At 71.9% G+C, this 22019-nt stretch carries 23 protein-coding genes; 9 read left to right on the top strand and 14 right to left on the bottom strand.

Features of this window, described 5'->3' with window-relative positions; all coding sequences use genetic code 11:
- Positions 1-148 precede the first annotated feature (148 nt).
- The 3 genes from ACZ7DY_RS33355 to ACZ7DY_RS33345 are packed head-to-tail and all read right to left on the bottom strand — an operon-like array spanning position 149 to position 1784.
- Complete coding sequence (locus ACZ7DY_RS33355) at positions 149-1000, bottom strand: helix-turn-helix domain-containing protein (RefSeq protein WP_471142182.1); 852 nt, start codon at positions 998-1000, stop codon at positions 149-151.
- Between the two features lie 24 nt (positions 1001-1024).
- Positions 1025-1552, bottom strand: coding sequence for a DUF6879 family protein (locus ACZ7DY_RS33350; protein WP_471142180.1), 528 nt, complete (start codon positions 1550-1552; stop codon positions 1025-1027).
- Positions 1524-1784: a hypothetical protein gene (locus ACZ7DY_RS33345; RefSeq protein ID WP_471142178.1), complete on the bottom strand. Its 261-nt coding sequence runs from the start codon at positions 1782-1784 to the stop codon at positions 1524-1526. Before ACZ7DY_RS33345 ends, ACZ7DY_RS33350 begins: the two co-directional genes overlap by 29 nt.
- 227 nt (positions 1785-2011) lie before the next feature.
- On the opposite strand from ACZ7DY_RS33345, the gene ACZ7DY_RS33340 reads away from it, so the two are divergent.
- A complete protein-coding gene (locus ACZ7DY_RS33340) occupies positions 2012-2518 on the top strand; it encodes a hypothetical protein (RefSeq protein ID WP_471142175.1) in 507 nt (168 codons plus the stop codon).
- Positions 2519-2526: 8 nt separating this feature from the next.
- Positions 2527-2694, top strand: coding sequence for a hypothetical protein (locus ACZ7DY_RS33335; protein WP_471142172.1), 168 nt, complete (start codon positions 2527-2529; stop codon positions 2692-2694).
- Positions 2695-2814: 120 nt separating this feature from the next.
- Here the strand turns inward: ACZ7DY_RS33335 and ACZ7DY_RS33330 are convergent, their stop codons facing one another.
- From ACZ7DY_RS33330 to ureA, 3 genes are read right to left on the bottom strand one after another with little or no spacing between them, the layout of a single operon-like run.
- A complete protein-coding gene (locus ACZ7DY_RS33330) occupies positions 2815-3861 on the bottom strand; it encodes an agmatine deiminase family protein (RefSeq protein ID WP_471142170.1) in 1047 nt (348 codons plus the stop codon).
- Between the two features lie 13 nt (positions 3862-3874).
- Complete coding sequence (locus ACZ7DY_RS33325) at positions 3875-5596, bottom strand: urease subunit alpha (protein ID WP_471142168.1); 1722 nt, start codon at positions 5594-5596, stop codon at positions 3875-3877.
- The gene (gene ureA / locus ACZ7DY_RS33320; RefSeq protein WP_471142165.1) at positions 5593-6327 is read right to left on the bottom strand and encodes an urease subunit gamma; all 735 of its coding nucleotides are present in this window, start codon (positions 6325-6327) and stop codon (positions 5593-5595) included. Before ureA ends, ACZ7DY_RS33325 begins: the two co-directional genes overlap by 4 nt.
- Before the next feature lie 155 nt (positions 6328-6482).
- Here ureA and ACZ7DY_RS33315 point away from each other — a divergent pair, with 155 nt between their 5' ends.
- On the top strand, positions 6483-7925 hold the full coding sequence (locus tag ACZ7DY_RS33315) for a cytosine permease (RefSeq protein ID WP_471142164.1): 1443 nt from the start codon (positions 6483-6485) through the stop codon (positions 7923-7925).
- Positions 7926-8005: 80 nt separating this feature from the next.
- Positions 8006-8200, top strand: a complete 195-nt coding sequence (locus ACZ7DY_RS33310; protein WP_471142162.1) for a hypothetical protein — start codon at positions 8006-8008, stop codon at positions 8198-8200.
- Between the two features lie 78 nt (positions 8201-8278).
- On the opposite strand, the gene ACZ7DY_RS33305 is transcribed toward ACZ7DY_RS33310, so the two are convergent.
- Positions 8279-9208 carry a zinc-binding dehydrogenase gene (locus ACZ7DY_RS33305; RefSeq protein WP_471142160.1) on the bottom strand — a complete coding sequence of 310 codons (930 nt, stop codon included), beginning with the start codon at positions 9206-9208 and terminating at the stop codon, positions 8279-8281.
- 127 nt (positions 9209-9335) lie between these two features.
- Between ACZ7DY_RS33305 and ACZ7DY_RS33300 the strand changes: the two genes are divergently transcribed.
- A complete protein-coding gene (locus tag ACZ7DY_RS33300; protein WP_471142158.1) occupies positions 9336-9974 on the top strand; it encodes a TetR family transcriptional regulator in 639 nt (212 codons plus the stop codon).
- A gap of 289 nt (positions 9975-10263) precedes the next feature.
- Here the strand turns inward: ACZ7DY_RS33300 and ACZ7DY_RS33295 are convergent, their stop codons facing one another.
- Positions 10264-11355 (bottom strand): branched-chain amino acid aminotransferase, encoded by a 1092-nt coding sequence (locus tag ACZ7DY_RS33295; protein WP_471142155.1) that lies wholly within the window; start codon positions 11353-11355, stop codon positions 10264-10266.
- 246 nt (positions 11356-11601) lie between these two features.
- Positions 11602-12642 carry a 3-isopropylmalate dehydrogenase gene (locus ACZ7DY_RS33290; protein WP_471142153.1) on the bottom strand — a complete coding sequence of 347 codons (1041 nt, stop codon included), beginning with the start codon at positions 12640-12642 and terminating at the stop codon, positions 11602-11604.
- 129 nt (positions 12643-12771) lie between these two features.
- On the opposite strand from ACZ7DY_RS33290, the gene ACZ7DY_RS33285 reads away from it, so the two are divergent.
- Positions 12772-14370 carry a purple acid phosphatase family protein gene (locus tag ACZ7DY_RS33285; RefSeq protein ID WP_471142150.1) on the top strand — a complete coding sequence of 533 codons (1599 nt, stop codon included), beginning with the start codon at positions 12772-12774 and terminating at the stop codon, positions 14368-14370.
- 38 nt (positions 14371-14408) lie between these two features.
- Here ACZ7DY_RS33285 and ACZ7DY_RS33280 read toward each other — a convergent pair whose 3' ends face one another.
- Together ACZ7DY_RS33280 and ACZ7DY_RS33275 are read right to left on the bottom strand one after the other, a co-directional pair.
- The gene (locus tag ACZ7DY_RS33280; protein WP_471142148.1) at positions 14409-14537 is read right to left on the bottom strand and encodes a hypothetical protein; all 129 of its coding nucleotides are present in this window, start codon (positions 14535-14537) and stop codon (positions 14409-14411) included.
- Between the two features lie 208 nt (positions 14538-14745).
- Positions 14746-15684: a LysR family transcriptional regulator gene (locus tag ACZ7DY_RS33275; protein WP_471142538.1), complete on the bottom strand. Its 939-nt coding sequence runs from the start codon at positions 15682-15684 to the stop codon at positions 14746-14748.
- 188 nt (positions 15685-15872) lie between these two features.
- Between ACZ7DY_RS33275 and ACZ7DY_RS33270 the strand changes: the two genes are divergently transcribed.
- Entirely contained in the window at positions 15873-16877 is a 1005-nt protein-coding gene (locus tag ACZ7DY_RS33270) for an NADP-dependent oxidoreductase (protein WP_471142146.1), read from the top strand.
- On the opposite strand, the gene ACZ7DY_RS33265 is transcribed toward ACZ7DY_RS33270, so the two are convergent.
- A complete protein-coding gene (locus tag ACZ7DY_RS33265; RefSeq protein ID WP_471142143.1) occupies positions 16871-17434 on the bottom strand; it encodes a GNAT family N-acetyltransferase in 564 nt (187 codons plus the stop codon). The two genes, ACZ7DY_RS33270 and ACZ7DY_RS33265, sit on opposite strands and share 7 nt — an antisense overlap.
- 141 nt (positions 17435-17575) lie before the next feature.
- Here ACZ7DY_RS33265 and ACZ7DY_RS33260 point away from each other — a divergent pair, with 141 nt between their 5' ends.
- Positions 17576-18283, top strand: a complete 708-nt coding sequence (locus ACZ7DY_RS33260) for a nitroreductase family protein (protein ID WP_471142142.1) — start codon at positions 17576-17578, stop codon at positions 18281-18283.
- 93 nt (positions 18284-18376) lie between these two features.
- The gene (bla, locus tag ACZ7DY_RS33255; protein ID WP_471142140.1) at positions 18377-19297 is read left to right on the top strand and encodes a class A beta-lactamase; all 921 of its coding nucleotides are present in this window, start codon (positions 18377-18379) and stop codon (positions 19295-19297) included.
- Positions 19298-19394: 97 nt separating this feature from the next.
- On the opposite strand, the gene pruA is transcribed toward bla, so the two are convergent.
- Positions 19395-21026 (bottom strand): L-glutamate gamma-semialdehyde dehydrogenase, encoded by a 1632-nt coding sequence (gene pruA / locus ACZ7DY_RS33250; RefSeq protein WP_471142137.1) that lies wholly within the window; start codon positions 21024-21026, stop codon positions 19395-19397.
- A 40-nt stretch (positions 21027-21066) separates the two neighbouring features.
- Positions 21067-21993 carry a proline dehydrogenase family protein gene (locus ACZ7DY_RS33245; protein ID WP_471142134.1) on the bottom strand — a complete coding sequence of 309 codons (927 nt, stop codon included), beginning with the start codon at positions 21991-21993 and terminating at the stop codon, positions 21067-21069.
- Positions 21994-22019 lie beyond the last annotated feature (26 nt).

The following is a 22019-nucleotide window of genomic DNA, read 5'->3' as shown; positions in this document are numbered from 1 at the left end:
CGCCGGGAAGCAGACCCCGTCCCGCGCCCGCCGCACCACCGCGTCCGGCGCCCCATCTTAGGCACCACGCCCCGACACACGGTGAGCCGGACCCGGCCCGGCTGGCGGCGTACGGCCGGGGCTTCTCCGGCGCGGCTGCGCACCCGTTTTAGTGCAGCGCTTCGATCGCGCGCACGATCAGCTCTCGCGCTTCGGCCCCATACACGGCCATGCCACGCAGCCGCTCGAAGGCGGAAGCGTAGAGGGCGACCTCGGAGGGCTGCGTGACGTTCACCTCCGCGCTCACCAGCTCCACGGAGACGTGGACGTCGTCGTAGATGTGGAAGGTCTCCTCAGGCCAGCGTGTCCGTCGGGCCGCCATGGGGATGATTCCGAGGGATACCGCAGGCAGCGCTCCGACGGTGAGAAGAAAACCGAGTTGGGCGGCCATCGCCTCGCGGCCGGCGACCTGGTAGCGCAGCACCGGCTCCTCGATGACCACCACGAAGTAGTGGCCCTGCTCCTGAATGATCCGGGAACGCTCCACCCGGGCGCGGGCAGCGTCAGCACTTTCGTCGACCGGCAAGTCGTGCACATGCGCCGCGATCCCCAGGACGGCCTGCGCGTATCCCTCCGTCTGCAATAGCCCCGGGACGATGCTCGACGAGTACAGCCGGAAGGACTCCGTCTCACGGAACGCCTGCACCCGGCTCTCTTGCAGGTGGCGCAATCCCGCACGGACCTGCTCGCGCCACTGCCGGTACATCGACTCCGCGCTGATGGACTGCACGACGAGATCGTTCGCGTGATCGCCCGCACCCACTGCTGCGCACCACCGGCGGATGTCGGTGGCGGTGGGCCCGGTGCGGGCGTTCTCAATGCGGGACGTCTTGGAGTGGTGCCAGCCGCATGCCGCAGCCAGCTGCACGACCGTGAGTCCGGCTTCCTTCCGGAGGTCGCGCAGCCGGTGGGCGACCGTTTCACGCGCGGCCTGGGCAGAGCTCGACGGCGAGGCGGGCATGAGGCGTTGGCCGGTGCTCTCTCTTCAGCGGATCTTGTAGAGGTCGTGCGGGGTCGCAAGGGCCCATACGGCATCGAACGCCTCGGCGCACAGCCGTGCGCTCGCTTCATCGGTGGAGACCTCGTGGCCGACGGAGGCGCCGTTGCCGGAAAAGAACCCCCACCGGACAACTTGGCCGTCGAACAGCCAGAAATCGTTGCCCGGCAGCGCGAGAGCGGAGGCGTTGCGCCGGGGCAGCCATCGCACGTCCTCGCCCGCGTGCAGGTTGACGCTCGTGGAGGCGTGCTCGTAGCGGATGTAGTCGGTGACCGGCTCGGAGACGATGCGGGCCCGCTTGATCGAGACGCCGCGAGCCACGGCCCGAGAGACGAGGTCGACCCACGGGGCCCAGTCCGGGGAGGCGGGGTCTGTGTCGAGACGGCCGGTGTCGAGCCACTCCCTGAAGTCGTCGGCCTCTGCCGCTACTCCGTAGTGGTCCCGCATCTCCAGGTGCACGGCGGATCGTGTGGCGCCGGCGAAGAGGTCAGCGATGGTCGGAGCGTTCGAGGGCATCACACGCCTCCCTGATCATCCTCACCATACGGGCAGGAATACGGACGACGGCCTCACCCTCCGGAATGCCGACGGCGTGACCGGGCACCTCGAAAGCAGCTGCTTCTGCGGCCATCTCGGGCCCTGGCTCCCACCCTTGGAAGACGAGTTCCTGCGCGAGGTGATCGACCCAAACGGTCGGAGAGTCCGCGGTCTTCGTCTCAGGGTCGATACCGATGAACGTCAACGGCACGTCAACCTCCGCCTGTCGGTGTGCAGTTCTGTGTGTCACCGTCGTGCAGCAATCTCGTCCGGTCAAGGGGTAGCGGGGCGAGTTACCCCCGCAAGGGGGCTCTTCCTGCACACATCTGCACATCGCTGGCTGTGGCGCACAGCACGCTCCTAGCGTCGGGAGACACAGCGAACCCCGGTGACCGCGCGTGCGGCCCCGGGGCGTGGCCGACTGGGTTAGGAGTCGACATGGCCGAGAGCATGGCCCGGGCCGTGACTGCGGAAGGCAGGTTGGGCGACGCCGCGTTCGACTGGCTGGCGCGTGCCCGGCGGGAGCCGCGCCTGGCGCAGCGGGAGTGGGTGGAGCGCGGCGCTGCGTTACTGCCCCTCGGCACTCGGTTCAACGCCGTGTGCTTGTCCGCACGGATCGTGCACGCGGGCGTCGACACCGATGACCCGGAGACGGTGGCCGCGGCGCTGGCCCACCTGCTCTGCGGCCCGGTCATCCACCACCGACCGAAACAGACGTACTACGCACTGACCGCACCGCATCCGCCCACCCTGTGGGCCCGCGCCGACGAGGCCCCGATGCTCGGCGCCGGTCACTTCCTCTCCGTCCCGGCCCCGGACATGCTCGGCCCGTACGGCCTGCACTGGGTCGTGCGCCCACGCATCGTCGGCGACCTGTGCCCCGTGCCGTCCGTCGCCGCCCTCGTCCACATCGCGATCGGCGCGGGGGCGGGGGGCCATCGGTGAACGCCCCCATGAAGACCACCGACCTGCGGCAGTACGAGCACGAGGTCTACGTGATCCTCCTCATGCACACCGTGGAGTGCGCCACCTGTGGGGCCGAGCAGGACTGCCCGGACGCGGCGTGCATCCGGCGCGTACTGCGAGAGACGCGGTTCGTCCTCCGACACGGCGATGAGTGAAGGTACGCGGTTCTGCCGGCGCTGTGACGAGTCCGGCCTGCCCGGGCAGGCCATCGTGACGTACGTGAAGCCGTCGGTCTCGGTCGGCGGGCACGTCGTCATCGTGCAAGACCGGGGCGCTCAGCGGCCCGTGACCGCCGGCTGTTGCTGGGTGATGCAGTGGATTCCGCCTCCGCCGGCGAAGATCGTGCGGGCGTCGACGAGCGTCACCGTGCGGTCGGGGAAGAGGCCGCGGAAGATGCCCGCCGCGAGCTCGTCGTTCGGGTCGCCGAAGGCGCAGAGGACGACGCCGCCGTTGCAGAGGTAGTGGTTGATGTAGGAGTAGTCGACCCAGCCCTCGTCGTCCCTGAGGACGGTCGGCGCGGGGACCTCGACGATGCGCAGGGTGCGTCCGCGCGCGTCCGTCTGGCCCTTGAGCATGGCGATGATCTCCTTGCTGACCTCGAAGTCGGGGTGCTCGGGGTCGCGCTGGGAGTGGACGAGGACGACGCCGGGCGCGGCGAAGGCGGCGACGATGTCGACGTGGCCGAGGGTGCCGTAGCCGTGGCCGGGGTAGTCGGCGGTGAGGCCGCGGGGCAGCCAGATGGCCTTGGTGGTGCCGAGCTGGGCGTGGATCTCCGCCTCCACCTCGGCCTTGGTCAGGCCGGGGTTGCGCTCGGGGCCGAGCTGCACGGTCTCGGTGAGCAGGACGGTGCCCTCGCCGTCGACGTGAATGCCGCCGCCCTCGTTCACCAGGCGCGAGGGGTACGTACGGGCCCCGGCGAGGTCGGCGACGTACGCGCCGATCTTGGAGTCGTGGTCCCAGCGCGCCCACTCCTGGGCGCCCCAGCCGTTGAACGTCCAGTCCACGGCGGCCAGTCGGCCCTTGCCGTCGGTGAGGAAGGTCGGCCCGATGTCCCGCATCCAGGCGTCGTCGAGTTCGCGCTCCACCACCTCGATGTCGGGGCCGAGGAGCTCGGCCGCGTACGCGGACTGGGCGGGGCCGCAGACCACGGTGACCGGCTCGAAGCGGCGTACCGCACGGGCCACGGCGGCCCAGGCCAGGCGGGACTCGTCCAGGCCCGCCGGGTCGTCGAAGGTGGGGTTGGGGCACGGCCACGCCATCCAGGTGCGCTCGTGCGGGGCCCACTCGGCGGGCATGCGGAAGCCGTCGGCGGCAGCAGTCATGTGACGTACACCTTCAGAGGAAGTAGAGGCGGTTGAGGGAGACGGAGTCGGCGGGTTCGGAGCGGACCGGGTCGCCGTCGAGGGTGACGAGGCCGGTGCGCTGGTTCACGTCGACGGCGCCGGTGCGGGAGTTCAGGCGGAGGTCGGCGGGGCCGATGCCGCGGGTGCCGCGCACGGCGACGCGGCGGCGGCGGGTGGGCATCAGGTCGTTGCCCTGGTCGACGGCGGCCTGCGCGACGAACGCCACGGAGATGTCGGCGGGCACGGCGCCGTGGGCGCCGAACAGCGGGCCGAGGACGAGGGGTTCGCAGGTGTCGGTCGCGGCGTTCGGGTCGCCGGTGACGCCGTAGGCGGGGAAGCCGGACTTGAGGACCATCTGCGGCTTGGCGCCGAAGTACTGCGGGCGCCAGAGCACGATGTCGGCGAGCTTGCCGACCTCCAGGGAGCCGACCTCGTGGGCGAGGCCGTGCGCGAGGGCGGGGTTGATGGTCAGCTTGGCGATGTAGCGCAGGACGCGCGCGTTGTCGTCGTGCTCGCCGTCGCCCTCCATCGGGCCGAGTTCGGCCTTCATCTTCCCGGCCATCGCGAAGGTGCGGCGGACGGTCTCGCCGGCCCGGCCCATGCCCTGTGCGTCGGACGAGGTGATACCGATGGCGCCCAGGTCGTGCAGTACGTCCTCGGCGCCCATCGTGCCGGCGCGGATGCGGTCGCGGGCCATCGCCGCGTCGCCGGGCAGGTCGGTCTTCAGGTCGTGGACGGAGACGATCATGCCGTAGTGCTCGGCGACGGCGTCCCGGCCGAAGGGCAGGGTGGGGTTGGTGGAGGAGCCGATGACGTTCGGCACGCCCGCCATCTTCAGGACGTTCGGTACGTGACCGCCGCCGCAGCCCTCGATGTGGAAGGCGTGGATGGTGCGGCCTTCGAGGACCTTCAGGGTGTCCTCGACGGAGAGACACTCGTTCAACCCGTCGCTGTGCAGGGCGACTTGGACGTCGTGCTCCTCGGCGACGCGCAGCGCGGTGTCGAGGGCGCGGGTGTGCGCGCCCATGTCCTCGTGGACCTTGAAGCCGGACGCGCCGCCCTCCGCCAGCGCCTCGATCAGCGGGGCGTCGTGGGAAGACGAACCGCGGCCGAGGAAGCCGATGTTGACGGGCCAGGCGTCGAAGGCGTTGAAGGCGTGGCGCAGTGCCCAGGGCGAGTTGACGCCGACGCCCCACACCGGTCCGAACTCCTGGCCGATGATGGTGGTGACGCCGGAGGCGAGGGAGGCCTCCATGATGCGCGGCGAGAGCAGGTGGACATGGGTGTCCACGGAGCCCGCGGTGGCGATGAGGCCCTCGCCGGACACGATGGACGTGCCGGTGCCGACGACGACGTCGACGCCGTCGAGGGTGTCGGGGTTGCCGGCCCGCCCGATGGCGTGGATGCGGCCCTCGCGAATGCCGATGGAGACCTTGCGGATGCCCTGCACGGCGTCGATGACGACGACGTTGCTGATCACCACGTCGCAGGTCTCGCGGACCGAGGCGGCTTTCAGGTGCAGTCCGTCGCGGGCCGTCTTGCCGAATCCGGCGAGGAACTCGTCGCCGTGCTTCTGCGCGTCGGACTCGACGCGGATCGTCAGGCCGGAGTCACCGAGCCTGACGTGGTCGCCGGCGCGGGGGCCGTGCGTGGAGGCGTACTCGTACGGGGTGAGGCGGCGCGGCTCGGCGGGGTGGCCTCCGGGGCGGCTCATCGCTCGACCTCCTGGTCGCTCTGGTCGGTCACTTCCGGGACGCCGAGGCTCGTTTCCGGAACGCCGAGGTAGCCGCAGGCGGCGGCCCGGCGCAGGGCCTCTTCGCGGGCGCCCGGCGCGTCCAGCGGCCCGTCGACCAGGCCCGCGAAGCCGATGGCGATCCGCTCGCCGCCGATGGGCACGAGACCGACGTCGGCGCTCTCGCCGGGCCCGAAGCGGACCGAGGAGCCGGCGGGGACGGCGAGGCGCAGGCCGTAGGCGGCCGCGCGGTCGAAGTCGAGCCGGGGGTTGGCCTCGAAGAAGTGGAAGTGCGAGGTCACGGAGACGGGGACGGCGGCGGTGTTGCGCACGGTCAGCGTCACGGCGGGGGCCGGGTCCTCGTGCTGCGGGCCGGGCAGGAGCGCGCCGGGCGCCTCGTCGCCGAGGCCGGGGCCGATCGGGTCGGAGACCACGGCGAGGCGGGAGCCGTCGTCGAAGACGGCCTCCACGTGCACCTCGGTGACGACGTCGGCGACGCCGGGCAGCACGTCGCCCGGGCCGAGGACGGCGCGGGCCAGGTCGACGGCCTCGGCGAGCCGGCGGCCGTCGCGGGCCGCCTCGCAGACGGTGTCGGCGATCAGCGCGGTCGCCTCGGGGACGTTGAGTCTGAGGCCGCGCGCCTTGCGCGACCGGGCGAGCTCGGCGGCCCCGAAGAGCAGCAACCGGTCGCGTTCGGTGGGCGTGAGTCGCACGCGCCGTACCTCCCTGTTCCACATTTAGAGCAACACTCTAACTACGAAATCCGCATGCGGGAAGCATTGACGGGAGGGGGTTCCACGCGTCACATTGAGCGCTGCTCAAATGTCGGGGCAACCATCGGGACCAAGCGAGCGTCAGGGGCACCCTCATGCCGATAGAACAGCGCGGAGTCGACACCATCCCGGACGGGGAACGCACCAGCGGCCCCCGCGATCTCGTGTCGATCCTCATCGGCTCCAACCTCTGCCTCGGGGTGATCGTCTTCGGCTGGCTGCCGGTGTCGTTCGGCCTCGGCTGGTGGGAGTCGGTCAGCGCGGTGGTGGCGGGCACGGTGATCGGCACGGCACTCACCGCGCCGCTCGCCCTGGTCTCGCTGCGCACCGGGACGAACCTCTCCACCTCGTCCGGCGCCCAGTTCGGGGTGCGCGGCCGGCTGGTCGGCTCGGTGGTGGGCCTGCTGCTCTCGCTCGGCTACACCGCGCTGACCATCTGGATCGGCGGCGACGTGATGGTGGGCACGCTCCACCGCCTGCTCGGCCTGCCGGCCGGCGGCCTCTCGTACTCCGTCGTCTACGCGCTGCTCGCGGCGGCCACCGTCGCGGGCGCCGTCTACGGCTACCGCGTGCTGCTGCGCCTCTCCCGCATCCTCGCCGTCGGCATGACGGCGCTGCTCATCCTCGGCGTCGTCGCGTACGGGCCCGACTTCACGACCTCGGCGCTGCCCGGCGCCGGCGGCTACGCCCTCGGCTCGTTCTGGCCGACCTGGCTGCTCGCGCTCGTCGCGGCGGGCCTGTCGGGACCGATCGCCTTCATCACGCTCCTCGGCGACTACACCCGCTACGTATCGCCGGTCCGGCACAGCTCCCGCAAGGTGCTCGGCGCGGCCTGGGTCGGTCTGATCGCCGGGCTCCTGATCCCCCAGCTCTTCGGCACGTTCACGGCGTACGCAGCCCGCGCCGCCCTCGACTACGCGGGCGGACTCGTCGACGCCTCCCCCACCTGGTACCTCGTGCCGCTGCTGCTCGCCGCCTCGGCGGGCTCGGTCGGCAACGCGGGCCTCATGCTCTACTCCATGGGCCTCGATCTCGACGCGATCCTGCCCCGCGCCTCCCGCGCCCGCGCCACGTACACGGTCGCCGCCGTCGCCGCCGGGTGCGTCTTCGTCGGGCACTTCGCCTGGGAGGCGCAGGACGCGATGACCTCCTTCGTCCTGCTCCTGACGGCCATCGGCACCCCGTGGGCGGTGATCACCCTGATCGGCTTCGTGCGCTGCCGCGGGGAGTACGACGCCGAGGCCCTGCAGGTCTTCAACCGCCGCTCCAGGGGCGGGGTCTACTGGTACCGCTCCGGCTGGAACGTGCGGGCCACCACGGCCTGGGCACTGGGCGCGGCGGTCGGCCTGCTCGCCGTCTCCCTGCCGTCGTACGAGGGCCCGCTGCTCGGCCTCACGGGCGGGGTCGACTGCAGCTTCCTGCTGTCGGGGCTGGTGGGCGGTGCGGCCTATCTGGCGCTGACCGCCCGGGAGCGCGCCACGGTCCCGGGCGCCCTGGAGACGGCCCCGGCGGCCGTCTCCGCTGATCACGTAGCCTGAAGCGGACCGTGATCACCTGATCAGGTGCTCAGGTGCTCAGGTGATCAGCAGGGGACCGCAGCAGGACGGGAGCCACCACCATGGAAGAACTCATAGGACTCGGCGTGCGCGCCGCCAAGGGCGCCGGTGCGGCGGTCCTCGGCGTCGTCGACGCCCTCACCGGCGGCCCGCTCACCCCGGTGGGGTCGAACGTGCCGCCACAGGACGACGAGAAGGCCGACGGCGAGAAGGGCGACGGCGACGAGGCGAAGGCGGACGGCAGCGCGAAGGCCTGAGCGGCGCGGAGGTCGGCGGTGGCGGTGCGGGGCGGCCGGGTTCCTGGCCGTTCCGCTCCAGCACAGCCCCGCCCGATCTCAGCCGATGTCCAGGATCGCCTTGCCGTGCAGGCGGCGGTCGAGGAGTGCGCCGACCGCCTCCGGCGCCTTCTCCCAGGAGCCCCGCCAGGACTGGCCCGCGTCGAGGTCACCGGCCGCGACCCGGGCGGCCAGCCGGGTCAGGTCCGGGCCGAGCCCCGGGCAGTCCAGGAGGTAGAAGGTGGCGATCGTGCGGTTGTGGCGGCCGCCGTCGCCGAAGAACGCGCCGTAGTCGAAGTGTTCGCCCTCGCCGCCCGAGTGGCCGACCGAGACCAGCGTGCCGTTCGGCGCCAACTGCCCGAAGGCCTCGACCAGTTGACGACCCGCCACCAGGTCCACCACACCGTCCACCGGCGCGCTCGCCGCGCCGGGTGAGGCGACCACCTCGTGCGCGCCGAGCCGGCGCAGCTCCGCACCCTGCGCGGCGGGGTCCCGCGTCACCGCGACTACTTCCGCCCCGCCGAGCCGGGCGAGCTGCACCGCGTAACGGCCGACGCCGCCCGTCGCCCCGGTGACGAGGACGCGCCTGCCGAGCAGCGGGCCGATCCGGTCGAGGGCGCGCAGCGCGCTCGCTCCCGCGACGGGGACCGTGCTGATCGCGCCGAGGTCGGCGCCCTCGGGGACCGCGCCGATGAAGTCCGTGTCCACGGCGCGCAGTTCGGCCCAGCCGCCGGTTTCCCCCAGGGTCACCACCGGGGTTCCCGCCGCAGGGCCCGATCCGTCGGCGGCGGCACGCTCGACCACGCCCGCCGCGTCCCAGCCGAGCACCGCGCCCTGCGCCGACCCCTCGATGCCCCACTTCACCTCGCCGTAGTTGAGGGAGGTCGCCGTCACGCGGACCAGCGCCTGGTGCGGGCCGGGCTCGGGGTCCGGGGCATCGCCGAGGCGCAGGCCGCCCGGGGCGGTTCGGTCGACGAGAAGTGCGCGCATGACAGGGGGCCTCTCGGTAAAAGGGCAGGCAAGCCGGACAGCCCCAGTGGACGCCGGCGTCGGCAATAGTGCCACCGAGTGGCAGAAGCCATCAAGGGGCATTCGCTCCCCGGGCTACACTTTCGCCATGGAGACCGAACAGCTGCCCCTGCGGGAGCGCAAGAAGCTGCGGACGCGGCAGGCGCTCGTGGACGCCGCCCTGGAACTGTTCACGGAGCGCGGTTTCGACGGCGTCACGCTCGACGTGCTGTGCGATGCGGTGGAGGTCAGCAAGCGCACGTTCTTCCGCACCTTCAGCAGCAAGGAAGACGTGGCGATGGCGCCGACCCAGGACCTGTGGGCGGCGTTCCTCGATGAGCTGGAGCGGATCGAACCGGCCCCGGGGCAGCCCCTGTTCGACGTCCTGCGGGACACGCTGCTCGCGGCGCTGGACCGGATGCCGGAGGAGGGGTGGACGGACCGGGTGCTGCTCAGCCGGCGACTGGCGGCGGTCACCCCGTCCATGGACGCGCACGGGCTGGCCTTCTGCGACCGGACCAGCCGGGCGGCGGTCGAGGTGGCGCGGCTCCGCTTTTCGCTGGCGGGGGCGCCTGAGGGGGATCTGCGGGTGCGGCTTGCCGTTGATGTGCTGGTGGCGGCGTTTCACCGGGCGTTGGAGGGGTGGGCTGAGGAGGCCGGGGCCGGCCCCGGGCGCGGGGCGCTTGCGGTGAGGTTTCGGGACGCCTGCGGGGCGGTGCCGGGGAGTCTTACGCTGCCCGCGCGTTGAGGGCGGGTGCCGCTTTGCCCTTCGGCTGCGGGCCGGTGGGGGTTGATCGCGCAGTTCCCCGCGCCCCTGAACCGCACCTGGCGTGCCGCCCCACGCGGCCTTGTCCCCCCCCCGGCCTCAGCAGTTACTCGGCCGCCGGCCGGTGGGGGTTGGTCGCGCAGTTCCCCGCGCCCCTGGGCGGCGCCTGGCGTGCCGTCCCACGCGCACGTACCCCCCCCGGGGGTTGTCGCGCAGTTCCCCGCGCCCCTGAACCGCACCTCGCGTGCCGCCCCGCGCGGACTTGCCCGTCTCAGCCGAGGTCGTGCATCCAGCCGTGGTGGTCCTTGGCCGTGCCGCGCTGGATGTCCAGGAGCGCCTCGCGGAGCTTCATCGTGACCTCGCCCGGCTCGCCGCCGCTCTGCTGCCACTCGCCCGCGTTGCACTTGACCGTGCCGACGGGCGTGATGACCGCCGCCGTGCCGCAGGCGAAGACCTCGGTGAGGGTGCCGTTCTCGGAGTCGGTCTTCCACTGGTCGATGGAGACGCGCGCCTCCTCCGACTCGTAGCCGAGGTCACGCGCGACCGACAGGAGCGAGTCGCGGGTGACACCGGCGAGGAGCGAGCCGGTGAGGGTGGGGGTGACGATCTTGTTGCCGTAGACGAAGTACAGGTTCATGCCGCCCAGTTCCTCGACCCACTTGTGCTCCACGGCGTCGAGGTAGGCGACCTGGTCGCAGCCCTTCGTCGCGGCCTCGGCCTGCGCGAGCAGCGACGCGGCGTAGTTACCGCCGGTCTTGGCGTCGCCCATGCCGCCGGGCACGGCGCGCACCCGGTCCTCGGAGAGCCAGATCGAGACGGGCTTCACGCCGCCGGGGAAGTACGCGCCCGCGGGCGAGGCGATGACGACGAAGAGGTACTCGTTGGCGGGCTTCACGCCCAGGCCGACCTCGGTGGCGATCATGAAGGGGCGCAGGTAGAGGGATTCCTCGCCGCCGTGCGCCGGGACCCACGCCTTGTCCTGGCCCACCAGGACGTCGCAGGCCTCGATGAACGTCTCGACGGGCAGCTCGGGCATGGCGAGGCGGCGCGCGGAGGCCTGGAAGCGGCGGGCGTTGGCGTCGGGGCGGAACGTGGCCACCGTGCCGTCGGGCTGCCGGTACGCCTTGAGACCCTCGAAGATCTCCTGGGCGTAGTGCAGGACGTTCGTCGCCGGGTCGAGCGCCAGCGGACCGTACGGCACCAGCTGGCCGTCGTGCCAGCCGCGGCCTTCCGTCCACTTGATCGTCACCATGTGATCGGTGAAGTGGCGGCCGAACCCGGGGTTCGCCAGGATCGCCTCGCGCTCGGCGGTGGCCAGCGGCGTCGAGGAGGGCTTGAGCTCGATGGTCGGCGTCGTCGTCATGAGTACTTGTCCTTCACGTGTGATGGTGACGGACCGCGCTCACATCCGTACGCCCGGTACTAGGACGTCCGAGTTTCCCTGCTGCTTTCACGGCCCCACGTTCGATTATCGCCCGTGGGGTCCCGATGAAGAAACGGCATGATTGCGGCCCGGGGGTCGATGGTGACACCCGGGGGCCGCATACGAGAAGCCGCCGGGTGTCGGCAAGGGACCCGGCGGCTTCTGTCTGATCTTCGAGCTACCGGGTCAGCCCGCTACTCGTACGGCGAGCGCGTCGCCGATCTGCTCGGTGCTGCGCACCGTGTCGCCGCGCTCCGCGAGGTCCGCGGAGACCGCGTCCTCGATGCGGGCGGCCTCCGCCTCGTAGCCGAGGTGGCGCAGGAGGAGGGCGACGGAGAGGACGGTGGCCGAGGGGTCGGCCTTGCCCTGGCCGGCGATGTCCGGCGCCGAGCCGTGCACCGGCTCGAACATGGACGGGAACTCGCGGCTCGGGTTGATGTTGCCGGAGGCGGCGACGCCGATGCCGCCGGAGACGGCCGCGGCGAGGTCGGTGATGATGTCGCCGAAGAGGTTGTCGGTGACGATCACGTCGAAGCGGCCGGGGTCGGTGACGAGGTAGATCGTCGCGGCGTCGACGTGGATGTAGTCGGTGGTGACCTCGGGGAACTCCTCGGCCACCTTGTTGAAGACGTTGGTCCACAGGTGCCCGGCGTAGGTGAGGACGTTGTTCTTGTGGACCAGCGTCAGCTTCTTGCGCGGGCGGGCCTGGGCGCGGGCGAACGCGTCGCGGACCACGCGCTCCACACCGAAGGCCGTGTTCACGGAGACCTCGGTGGCCACCTCGTGCGGGGTGCCCTTGCGGATGGTGCCGCCGTTGCCCGTGTAGGGGCCCTCGGTCCCCTCGCGCACGACCACGAAGTCGATCTCGGGCTGGCCGGCCAGCGGGGTGGCGACGCCCGGCAGCAGCTTGGAGGGCCGCAGATTGACGTGGTGGTCGAAGAGGAAGCGGAGCTTCAGCAGGAAGCCGCGCTCCAGGACACCGGACGGGACCGACGGGTCGCCGATCGCGCCGAGCAGGATCGCGTCGTGCTGCTTGAGGGCGGCCGCGTCGGCGTCGGTGAGGGTCTCACCGGTGGCGTGGTACCGCTTGGCGCCGAAGTCGAACTCTCTCGTCTCCAGCTTCACATCCTGCGGGAGCACGGCGTTGAGGACCTTGAGCCCCTGGGCCACGACCTCTTGGCCGATGCCGTCTCCGGGGATGACTGCGAGATTGATGCTGCGAGACATGTCGGCACCCTACTCTTCGTCCCACGGGATGACACCGGATGTCCGTCATGCGGACAGCCGCCTCGTCGACGGCTGTTGTTCACCCGGGCGTCCGCCCGCGGTTGGTCCCGGCCGGGAAGTCCTTCCGGCATGGACACCCCGAACGTCGGCATCCCCGCGCGGCTCGCCGCCCGGCTGAGCATGCCCGAGCAGCACGCGTACCTGCGCGCGAAGTTCTCCCGCCGCAAGGTGCTCGCCGGTTCGTTCGCGGCGGCCGGCGCGGTGGGCGGTCTGGCAGGTGGCGTGAGCCTGCTCGGCGGCGGCCCGGGCACCGCGGGCGGCGCCGCGCCGGCCGCGCTCCCCCGGTCCGCGCCGCCCGTGCCGGTGCGCGTCGACGGGAAGCTGGTGGCCCCCTTCGGCCGGCACCTCGCCTTCGGCGCCGACCCGCGGACGCAGCTGCGGATCTCCTGGCAGGTGCCGTTCGCGGTCGGCTCCCCGTATGTGCGCGTGGGGCTCCAACCGTGGGAGCTGGGCGAGAAGATCGAGGCGGAGGTGCGCGACCTGCACACCCCGTCGCTCTCGAAGAAGCTGCCCGCGGTCGAGCAGTACTACCTGCACGCCGCGCTCGACGGCCTGCGGCCCGGCACCACGTACTACTACGGCGTCGGCCACGACGGCTTCGACCCCGCCGCACCCGGGCGCCTCGCGACGCTCGGCACGTTCAGGACCGCGCCGGCCCACGCGGAGGACTTCGTCTTCACCGCCTTCGGCGACCAGGGCGTCAGCCCGCACGCGCTCGCCAACGACCAGCTGATCCTGGGCCAGAACCCCGCCTTCCACCTGCACGCGGGCGACCTCTGCTACGCGGACGACACCGGGCACGGCAAGGAGTCGGACACCTACGACGCGCGCGTGTGGGACACCTTCCTCGCCCAGACCGAGTCCGTCGCGAAGTCCGTGCCGTGGATGGTGACCACCGGCAACCACGACATGGAGGCCTGGTACTCGCCGAACGGCTACGGCGGCCAGCGCGCCCGCTGGTCGCTGCCCGGCAACGGCTTCGACCCGGCCCGCGCGCCGGGCGTCTACTCCTTCCGGTACGGGAACGTCGGCGTCGTCGCGCTGGACGCCAACGACGTCTCGTACGAGATCCCCGCCAACAGGGGCTACTCGAACGGACGCCAGACCGCCTGGCTCGACAGGCGGCTGCGCGAGCTGCGCGCCGACGACGCCGTGGACTTCGTGGTGGCCTTCTTCCACCACTGCGCGTACTCGACGTCGACGCACGCCTCCGACGGCGGGGTGCGCGACGCGTGGACGGAGCTGTTCGACCGTCACCAGGTGGACCTGGTCGTCAACGGCCACAACCATGTCTACGAGCGCACGGACGCCATCAGGGGCGGCGAGGTCGGCAGGCCCGTGCCGGTCGGCGCGTCGACCGATCCGACGCGCGACGGCATCGTGTACGTCACCGCGGGCGGCGCGGGCAAGGACCTCTACGGTTTCGGCGCCGGGGTGCGCGACAGCCACGAGGGCGACGTCCACGATCACGAGAGCGTCGAGACCTTCCACTGGACGAAGTCGCGCGAGCGCCACCCCGAGACCGTGGAGTGGTCACGGGTGCGCTACACCGGCTTCTCGTTCCTCGCGGTGGAGGTGACCGCCGGGGCGCACCCGAAGCTCTCGGTCTCCGCGCTCGCCGAGAGCGGCGAGCGCGTCGACCACTTCGAGGTGGTGCGGGGCGCCTGACGGATGGCGGCAGGCGCAGCGGACGGGGGTGGCGGGGCTCAGTGTCCCGTCTCGCCGCCGTTGTCCCTGCGGTCGAGGGCGCGCTGGAGGGCGGCCGCGGCGTTCTTGCGCTCGGAATCGGTCTTGCGGGAGATGTGGCGGACTCGGCGGGCGGTCGTCTCGGCCATGGGAGATCCACTCCTTGAGGGAAGGGTGTTTTCGAGACTCCCTCACTGCCCGGGGGGGCGTGAGGGGCACCAGCCAGAAGGGGCGGGGAGCGGCGGAGCGGCAGGGTTCGCCTGCGTGCTGCTCCGGCTCAGGGCCGCCATTCGCTTGATCAAGCGAGACGTTCGGCTTCTCCCAAGCTAAGGGAGGACGGAGCGTCTGTCTCCACAATTACTCGGACTTCCTACTATCTGAGACGGCGATCGCCCGGCCGGGCCCCGGCTCGCGCCCGTTCGGTCGGCCTTGCACCGCCCTGAGCTCGCGGATCAGCGCGCGGACGGCTGCGGAGGCGGCCAGTTCGGGGGTGGTGACGTAGCCCACGGAGCGGGTGGGGCGCTCCGTTCCGAGATCGGTGATCTCGATCGAGTCCGGTGCTCCGATCAGGGAGAGCGCGGGCATGATCGCCATTCCGTGACCGTTGCTCACCATCGAGAGCACCGCTCCGTCGTCCTCGGCCAGGACCGTTGCCCGCGGGATCCACTCCTGCCGTCCCCACCACTCCCGCGTGTACGAGCCGCAGTTCTCGTGCCAGTCCACCAGCGGCAGCGAGCGGGGCTCGGGGTGGCCTGCCGGGTGCACGAGCGAGTACGGCTCTTCGAGGAGTACGTCGCCGACGAGCCCGGCGGGCACCGGCGAGGTGCCCCCGATCGTCGCGATGCCGAGATCCGCCCGGCCCTGCGCGACCTCACCCGCCGTCCCCGCGCCCAGCTCGCGCACCACCCTGACCTCCGGCCGGATGCCGGGGTGGCGGGCTGCCAGCCGCTCCAGGGCGGCCGGCAGCAGGTGCAGGGCGGCGCTGCGGAACGCGGCGACGCGCAACGTCCCCGCCAGGGCCACCCCGGGCCCGCCGGTACCGTCGGCCTCCCGTCCGGCGCCGCGCGCCTCCACGGCGAGGGTGTCGAGCAGCCGCAGGACCCGCCGGGCGTGCGCGGCCGCCACGGCGCCGGCCGCCGTCGCGGTCGCCCCCTTCCTGCCCCGCTCGAAGAGCACGGCGCCCACCTTGCGTTCCGTGCCGCGGATGGAGTGCGAGACCGCAGACTGGGTCAGCCCCAGCGCCTGCGCGGCCGCGGAGAACCCGCGCTCGCGGTCGACGGCGTCCAGGATCCGCAGCTCGTGCGGGGCGAGGTCGGCGGGGAGGGCGGCGGTGGCGCGGGCGGGGCGGCCGGGTCTTCCCGGAACCGGAGCAGTGGTCGGCTTCAGGGGGCTCACCTGCTTCTATGAGGGCTCTTCATGGTTCGGCGCGTTCCATGAGCGCAACCCGCTGCCCGGCTCCGGCATTCCTGCATACGGTCACGGACATGACCGAGACCGCGCTCACCGTGCACCAGACCGCCCGCCCCCACGGCTTCCCCACCGCGGGCCACTTCGCCTTCGTGGAGTCTTCGCTCCCCCGCCCCGCCGCTGGCACCGCCCTCGTGGAGAACCTCGCCTGGTCCGTCGACCCGTACCACCGCGAGATGATGGACGGCGACTTCGCGCTCGACGCCCCGCTGGAGGGCCGCACCGTCGGTCGTGTCGTCGACTCCCGCGACCCCGCCCTTCCCGAGGGGGAGATCGTCATGCACCGCAAGGGCTGGCGCACGCACTCCGTGGTCTCGCCGGACGAGGTGCGCCGGCTCCCCCGGTTCGACGGCGTGCCCCTCTCCGCGCATCTGAGCATCCTCGGCGGCACCGGCCTGACCGCATACGTGGGTCTCACCCGTATCGCCGAACTCCGCGAAGGGCAGGACCTGTTCGTCTCCGCGGCGGCCGGCGGCGTCGGTACGGCCACCGGGCGCCTGGCGCGGCTCATGGGCGCGGGCCGGATCGTCGGCAGCGCGGGCTCCGCGGCGAAGGTGAAGTACCTCACCGAACACGTCGGCTACGACGCGGCCTTCGACCACCGCACCGGCCCGGCCGCGGAGCTGCTCGCCGGGGCCGCGCCCGACGGCATCGACCTGTACGTCGACAACGTGGGCGGCGAGCACCTGGAGGCCGCGATCACCTCGCTGCGCGTGTACGGCCGGATCGTGCGGGTCGGCACGATCACGCAGTACAACGCGACCGGCGCCCCGTACGCGCTGCGCAATCTGCCCGACATCGTCGAGAAGAGCCTGCGCATGGAGGGCTTCCTGGTGCGCGACTACGCGCATCTGCAGGAGGAGTTGTACGAGTTCGTGGTGCCGCATCTGCAGAGCGGGCGGGTGCGGCCGGACGAGACGGTGGTGGAGGGGTTCGAGCACATCGTGGAGGCGTTCCTCGGGATGCTGCGCGGCGCGAACCAGGGCAAGATGATCGTCCGTTCGGCCGCGGCGGCTCAGTAGACGTCCCCGTCCCGCCAGTCGATGAAGAGCCCGTGGGCCGGGTCGAGGTCCCCGCCCCGGAGCAGCGGCGGATCCTCGTCCGGCATGAGGACGGCGCCCTCCGGCCCGAGCGTGCCGACCGCGCCCCGCCACTCCCGCCAGCCGCGTCCGAGATAGAGCCGGGCCCCTTCGGCGGAGGCCGAGAGCGCCCCCAGGTCGTACGCCGCGTCGATGACCCGCTCCAGCGCGCCCATCACCTGGCCGCCGATGCCCTGCCGCTGCCGGTCGGGGCTGACGGCGACCGCTTCGACGTAACCGACGCGCAGGGACCGGCCGTTGTGCAGGATGCGGCGCTGCACCACCGAGCCGTGCGCGATCAGCCGCCCCGAGTCGTCGTGCACGAGGGCGTGGATGCCGCCGAGGCCGTGCTCCCAGTCGTGGTCGCCGAAGTCGCCGTCGAAGGCCTCGTCCAGGAGGGCGCGGGCGGCACGCAGTTCGGCCGCGGTGAGATCGCTGGTGTGAGCTGTACGCAGAGTGTGCACGGGCCCACGGTACTCAGACCGTATCCGGGTACGCATCCCGATTTGCCCACGCTCACGCCGAGCATGACGGGGGTCGGAGCGGGACGGGGCGGGGCGACCGTCCCGTTCCGGCCCCGGAGGGTCCGGAATTGGTCTGCACCATGGCGCGGAGCCCGCCCCGCGCCGCAGAATCTGACCATGCCTGAGACCGAACAGCAGCGAGAGTGGACCCCCATCCACGGCGAGCCCTGCCGGACCGTCCCCTACCGCCCCGCCCGTATGCCCGCGGCCGAATCCCTCGACCGGGCGGCCGAGTTGCGGGCCCGGATGGACGAGCGGCGCACGGTACGGCAGTTCGCCCCGGACCCGGTGCCCCCGCAGGTCGTGCGGGACGCCATCGCCTGCGCGGCGACCGCGCCGTCCGGCGCCCACCAGCAGCCGTGGACGTTCGTCCTCGTCCAGGACCCGGAGGTGCGCCGCCGCATCCGCGAGGCCGCCGAGCACGAGGAGCGCATCTCCTACGACGGGCGGCTCGGCGAGGAGTGGCTCGCCGCCCTGCGCCCCCTCGGCACCGACGAGGTCAAGCCGCACCTGACGGACGCGCCCGCGCTGATCGTCGTCTTCCAGCAGCGCTACTGGCTGGGCGAGGACGGCACCAAGCACAAGCACTACTACGTCGACGAGTCGGTCGGCATCGCGGTCGGCATGCTGCTCTCCGCGCTGCACCTGTCCGGCCTGGCCGCGCTGGTCCACACGCCGAGCCCGATGCGCTTCCTCCAGCAGGTGCTCGGCCGCCCGGAGAACGAGAAGGCGTTCGCGGTGATCCCCGTCGGCTACCCGGCGCCGGACTGCGAGGTCCCCGACCTCGTACGGAAATCCCTCGGCCAGGTGCTCGTCGAGGTCTGAGCCCGGACCGGGGGGGGGCGGCCGAGGGAAGGTGAGCCGGGACCAAGGGGAGGCAGGATCAAGGGAGTTGCCACGCCCGGTAGCGTCGGGATCATGAACTCGACTCCCTCCCGCAGAACGCTCCTCGGCGCGGCCGCGGCCGCCCCCGTCCTCCTCGCCGCGTCGGGCACGGCGGGCGCGGCCGCCCCCTCGGCGGCCGGCGTCCCCGCGGCGACCGCCGGCGACGCCCGGCGCCGGCTGCGCGAACTCGAAGAGAGCTACCCCGGCCGGATCGGCGTCCACGCGCTGCACACCGGCACCGGCGCCACGCTCGGCCACCGCGCGCACGAACGCTTCGCCATCGCCTCGACGTTCAAGGTGCTGGCCGCCGCGGCCGTCCTGCGCCGGGCGCGCGAACAGGAGCCCGGCCTGCTCGACGTACTGGTCCGGTACGGGCCCGACGACCTCGTCACCAACTCGCCGCGGACCGAGCTGCACCTCGAAACCGGCATGACCGTACGGGAGTTGTGCGACGCGACCCTCACGTACAGCGACAACGCCGCCGCCAACCTGCTGATGCGGCGAATCGGCGGGCCTTCCGGCATCACCGGGTTCGCCCGCTCCCTCGGCGACTCCCGCACCCGCCTCGACCGGTGGGAGCCCGACCTGAACACCAACATCCCCGGCGACCGGCGGGACACCACGACACCCGCGTCGATGACGGCGAACCTGCGCCGGCTCGTCCTCGGTGACGCCCTCCACCCGCTCGACCGCGGTCAGCTGACCCGCTGGCTCCTGGAGAACACCACCGGCGACCGGCGGATCCGGGCCGGGCTCCCGGCCGGCTGGCGGGTCGGCGACAAGACCGGCTCGCCCGCCTACGGCGGCGTCAACGACGTGGCCGTCGCCTGGCCGCCGGGCGGGGCTCCCCTGGTGATCTCCGTCTACACGACCCGCCTCGACCCGGACACGCCCGGCGAGGACCGCATCGCCGAGGACATCACCCGCGTCGTCGTCGACGCGCTCACCGGCTGACCCCCGGCCCCGGTGGATACGACGCCGCCTCCGACCGGGGTGGGGCCCAGGTCGGAGGCGGGGTTCGGGGGCGGGCCGCAGGGGCCCGCGGCGGGCGTCAGCCCATGTGCGGGTAGCCGTACTCGGTCGGCGGGACCAGCGTCTCCTTGATGGCGCGGGTCAGCGTCCAGCGCTGGAGGTTCTGCGGGGCGCCCGCCTTGTCGTTGGTGCCGGAGCCGCGGCCGCCGCCGAAGGGCTGCTGGCCGACGACGGCACCGGTCGACTTGTCGTTGATGTAGAAGTTGCCCGCGGCGTAGCGGAGCTTCTCCATCGTGTACGCGGCCGCGGCGCGGTCGTTGGCGATGACCGAGCCGGTGAGCGCGTAGTCGGAGACCGACTCCATCTGGGTCAGCATCTCGTCGTACTTCTCGTCGTCGTAGACGTGGACGGCGAGGAACGGGCCGAAGTACTCGGTCGTGAAGACCTCGTTGGCCGGGTCGGTGCACTCGACGACGGTCGGGCGCACGAAGTAGCCGACGGAGTCGTCGTAGGTGCCGCCCGCGACGATGGTGCAGGACCCGTCCGCCTTGGCGCGGTCGATGGCCGCCTTGTTCTTGGCGAACGCGCGCTCGTCGATGACGGCGCCGATGAAGTTCGACAGGTCGGTGACGTCACCCATCTTGATGCCGTCGACCTCGGCCGCGAACTCCTCCTTGAACCCGTCGTTCCAGATGGAGGCCGGGATGTAGGCGCGCGAGGTGGCGGAGCACTTCTGGCCCTGGTACTCGAAGGCGCCGCGGGTCAGCGCGGTCTTCAGGATCGCGCGGTCGGCGCTCGGGTGCGCGACGACGAAGTCCTTGCCGCCCGTCTCGCCGACGAGACGCGGGTAGGTGCGGTACTTCTTGATGTTCTCGCCGACCGTCTTCCACAGGTGCTGGAAGGTCGGGGTCGAGCCGGTGAAGTGGATGCCGGCCAGGTCGCGGTGGTTCAGGGCGACCTCGGAGACGGCGATGCCGTCACCGGTGACGAGGTTGATGACGCCCTTGGGCAGACCGGCCTCCTCCAGGAGCTGCATGAGCAGCACGGCGGCGTGGGTCTGCGTCGGGGACGGCTTCCACACGACCACGTTGCCCATCAGGGCCGGGGCGGTGGGGAGGTTGCCCGCGATGGCGGTGAAGTTGAACGGCGTGATCGCGTAGACGAAGCCCTCGAGCGGGCGGTGGTCCAGACGGTTCCAGACGCCCGTGGCGTTGGCCGGCGGCTGCTCGGCGAGCAGGTCACGGGCGTACTTCACGTTGAAGCGCCAGAAGTCGACGAGCTCGCACGGGGTGTCGATCTCGGCCTGCTGGGCGGTCTTCGACTGGCCGAGCATGGTGGAGGCGGCCAGGGTCTCGCGCCACGTCGTGGAGAGCAGCTCGGCGGCGCGCAGGATGATCGCGGCGCGGTCGTCGAAGGACATGGCGCGCCACGCCGGGGCGGCGGCCAGGGCGGCGTCGATCGCGTCCTTGGCGTCCTGCTGGGTGGCGCCGCGGCCGGTGCCGATGACGGACTTGTGGTTGTGCGGCTGCACGACCTGGAAGGGCTCGCCGCCCCCGAGACGCTTGACGCCGCCGATGGTCATCGGCAGCTCGATGGGGTTCTCGGCCAGCTCCTTGAGCTTGGTCTCGAGGCGGGCGCGCTCCGGGGAGCCGGGCGCGTAGCCGTGCACCGGCTCGTTGACCGGCGCGGGGACCTGGGTCACAGCGTCCATGAGTTCCGTATCTCCTTAAGGGGGGTCGGGGGAAGGGAGCTCAGCCCTTGGTGAGGATGGAGCGGCCGAAGAAGAGGAGGTTCGCCGGCTTCTCCGCGAGACGGCGCATGAAGTAGCCGTACCAGTCGGTGCCGTAGGCGGTGTACACGCGCATCCGGTGGCCTTCGGCGGCGAGCCGCAGGTGCTCGTCGCTGCGGATGCCGTACAGCATCTGGAATTCGTACTCGTCCAGTTTGCGCCCGGCGCGGCGCGCGAGCTCCTGCGCGATGGCGATGAGTCGCGGGTCGTGGGACCCGATCATCGGGTACCCCTCGCCGTCCATCAGGATCCGCAGGATGCGGACGTACGCCTTGTCGATCTCGGCCTTGTCCTGGTACGCGACCTCGGCGGGCTCTTTGTAGGCCCCCTTCACGATACGCACCCGGCTGCCGTTCGCGGCAAGGCGGCGGGCGTCGGCCTCGGTGCGGAAGAGGTAGGCCTGGATGACGCAGCCGGTCTGCGGGAAGTCCTTCCGCAGCTCGTCGTGGATGGCGAACATGGAGTCGAGGGTGGTGTGGTCCTCGGCGTCCAGGGTGACCGTGGTGCCGATGGCGGCGGCGGCCTCGACGACGGGGCGCACGTTGGCGAGGGCCAGCTCGTGGCCGCCCTCCAGCGCCTGGCCGAACATGGACAGCTTCACCGACATCTCGGCCCTGGTGCCGAGGCCCAGGTCCTTCAGACGGTCGATGAGCGTCAGGTAGGCGTCGCGCGCCTCGTGGGACTGCTCGACGGTGGTGATGTCCTCGCCCACCACGTCGAGGGTGACCTCGAGGCCCTTGTCGGCGGCGTCGACGATGACCGGCACGACCTGGTCGACGCTCTCACCGGCGATGAACCGGGCCACGACCTGCTTGGTGCCGGGGGCCGCCGAGACGAAACGGCGCATCTTGTCGCTGCGTGACGCGGCGAGGATCACGGGACCCAGCACGGGGCACCTCCACGGGTGTACGAAAA

It is taken from the genome of Streptomyces sp. NPDC037013 (assembly GCF_055607265.1).
The sequence above is the reverse complement of the archived record's forward strand: the minus strand, read 5'-3'. Positions and strand labels throughout refer to the sequence as shown.

Excerpts from the sequence above, each read along its gene's own strand:
- ACZ7DY_RS33270 (WP_471142146.1), top strand. The coding sequence starts at position 15,873 with ATGACCGAGACCGCGCTCACCGTGCACCAGACCGCCCGCCCCCACGGC.
- ACZ7DY_RS33350 (WP_471142180.1), bottom strand. The coding sequence starts at position 1,552 with ATGCCCTCGAACGCTCCGACCATCGCTGACCTCTTCGCCGGCGCCACA.
- bla (WP_471142140.1), top strand. The coding sequence starts at position 18,377 with ATGAACTCGACTCCCTCCCGCAGAACGCTCCTCGGCGCGGCCGCGGCC.
- ACZ7DY_RS33300 (WP_471142158.1), top strand. The coding sequence starts at position 9,336 with ATGGAGACCGAACAGCTGCCCCTGCGGGAGCGCAAGAAGCTGCGGACG.
- ACZ7DY_RS33295 (WP_471142155.1), bottom strand. The coding sequence starts at position 11,355 with ATGACGACGACGCCGACCATCGAGCTCAAGCCCTCCTCGACGCCGCTG.
- ACZ7DY_RS33335 (WP_471142172.1), top strand. The coding sequence starts at position 2,527 with ATGAAGACCACCGACCTGCGGCAGTACGAGCACGAGGTCTACGTGATC.
- ACZ7DY_RS33310 (WP_471142162.1), top strand. The coding sequence starts at position 8,006 with ATGGAAGAACTCATAGGACTCGGCGTGCGCGCCGCCAAGGGCGCCGGT.
- ACZ7DY_RS33325 (WP_471142168.1), bottom strand. The coding sequence starts at position 5,596 with ATGAGCCGCCCCGGAGGCCACCCCGCCGAGCCGCGCCGCCTCACCCCG.
- ACZ7DY_RS33340 (WP_471142175.1), top strand. The coding sequence starts at position 2,012 with ATGGCCGAGAGCATGGCCCGGGCCGTGACTGCGGAAGGCAGGTTGGGC.
- ACZ7DY_RS33260 (WP_471142142.1), top strand. The coding sequence starts at position 17,576 with ATGCCTGAGACCGAACAGCAGCGAGAGTGGACCCCCATCCACGGCGAG.
- ACZ7DY_RS33305 (WP_471142160.1), bottom strand. The coding sequence starts at position 9,208 with ATGCGCGCACTTCTCGTCGACCGAACCGCCCCGGGCGGCCTGCGCCTC.
- ACZ7DY_RS33315 (WP_471142164.1), top strand. The coding sequence starts at position 6,483 with ATGCCGATAGAACAGCGCGGAGTCGACACCATCCCGGACGGGGAACGC.
- ACZ7DY_RS33265 (WP_471142143.1), bottom strand. The coding sequence starts at position 17,434 with ATGCGTACCCGGATACGGTCTGAGTACCGTGGGCCCGTGCACACTCTG.
- ACZ7DY_RS33290 (WP_471142153.1), bottom strand. The coding sequence starts at position 12,642 with ATGTCTCGCAGCATCAATCTCGCAGTCATCCCCGGAGACGGCATCGGC.
- ACZ7DY_RS33280 (WP_471142148.1), bottom strand. The coding sequence starts at position 14,537 with ATGGCCGAGACGACCGCCCGCCGAGTCCGCCACATCTCCCGCAAGACC.
- ACZ7DY_RS33285 (WP_471142150.1), top strand. The coding sequence starts at position 12,772 with ATGGACACCCCGAACGTCGGCATCCCCGCGCGGCTCGCCGCCCGGCTG.
- ACZ7DY_RS33330 (WP_471142170.1), bottom strand. The coding sequence starts at position 3,861 with ATGACTGCTGCCGCCGACGGCTTCCGCATGCCCGCCGAGTGGGCCCCG.
- pruA (WP_471142137.1), bottom strand. The coding sequence starts at position 21,026 with ATGGACGCTGTGACCCAGGTCCCCGCGCCGGTCAACGAGCCGGTGCAC.
- ACZ7DY_RS33355 (WP_471142182.1), bottom strand. The coding sequence starts at position 1,000 with ATGCCCGCCTCGCCGTCGAGCTCTGCCCAGGCCGCGCGTGAAACGGTC.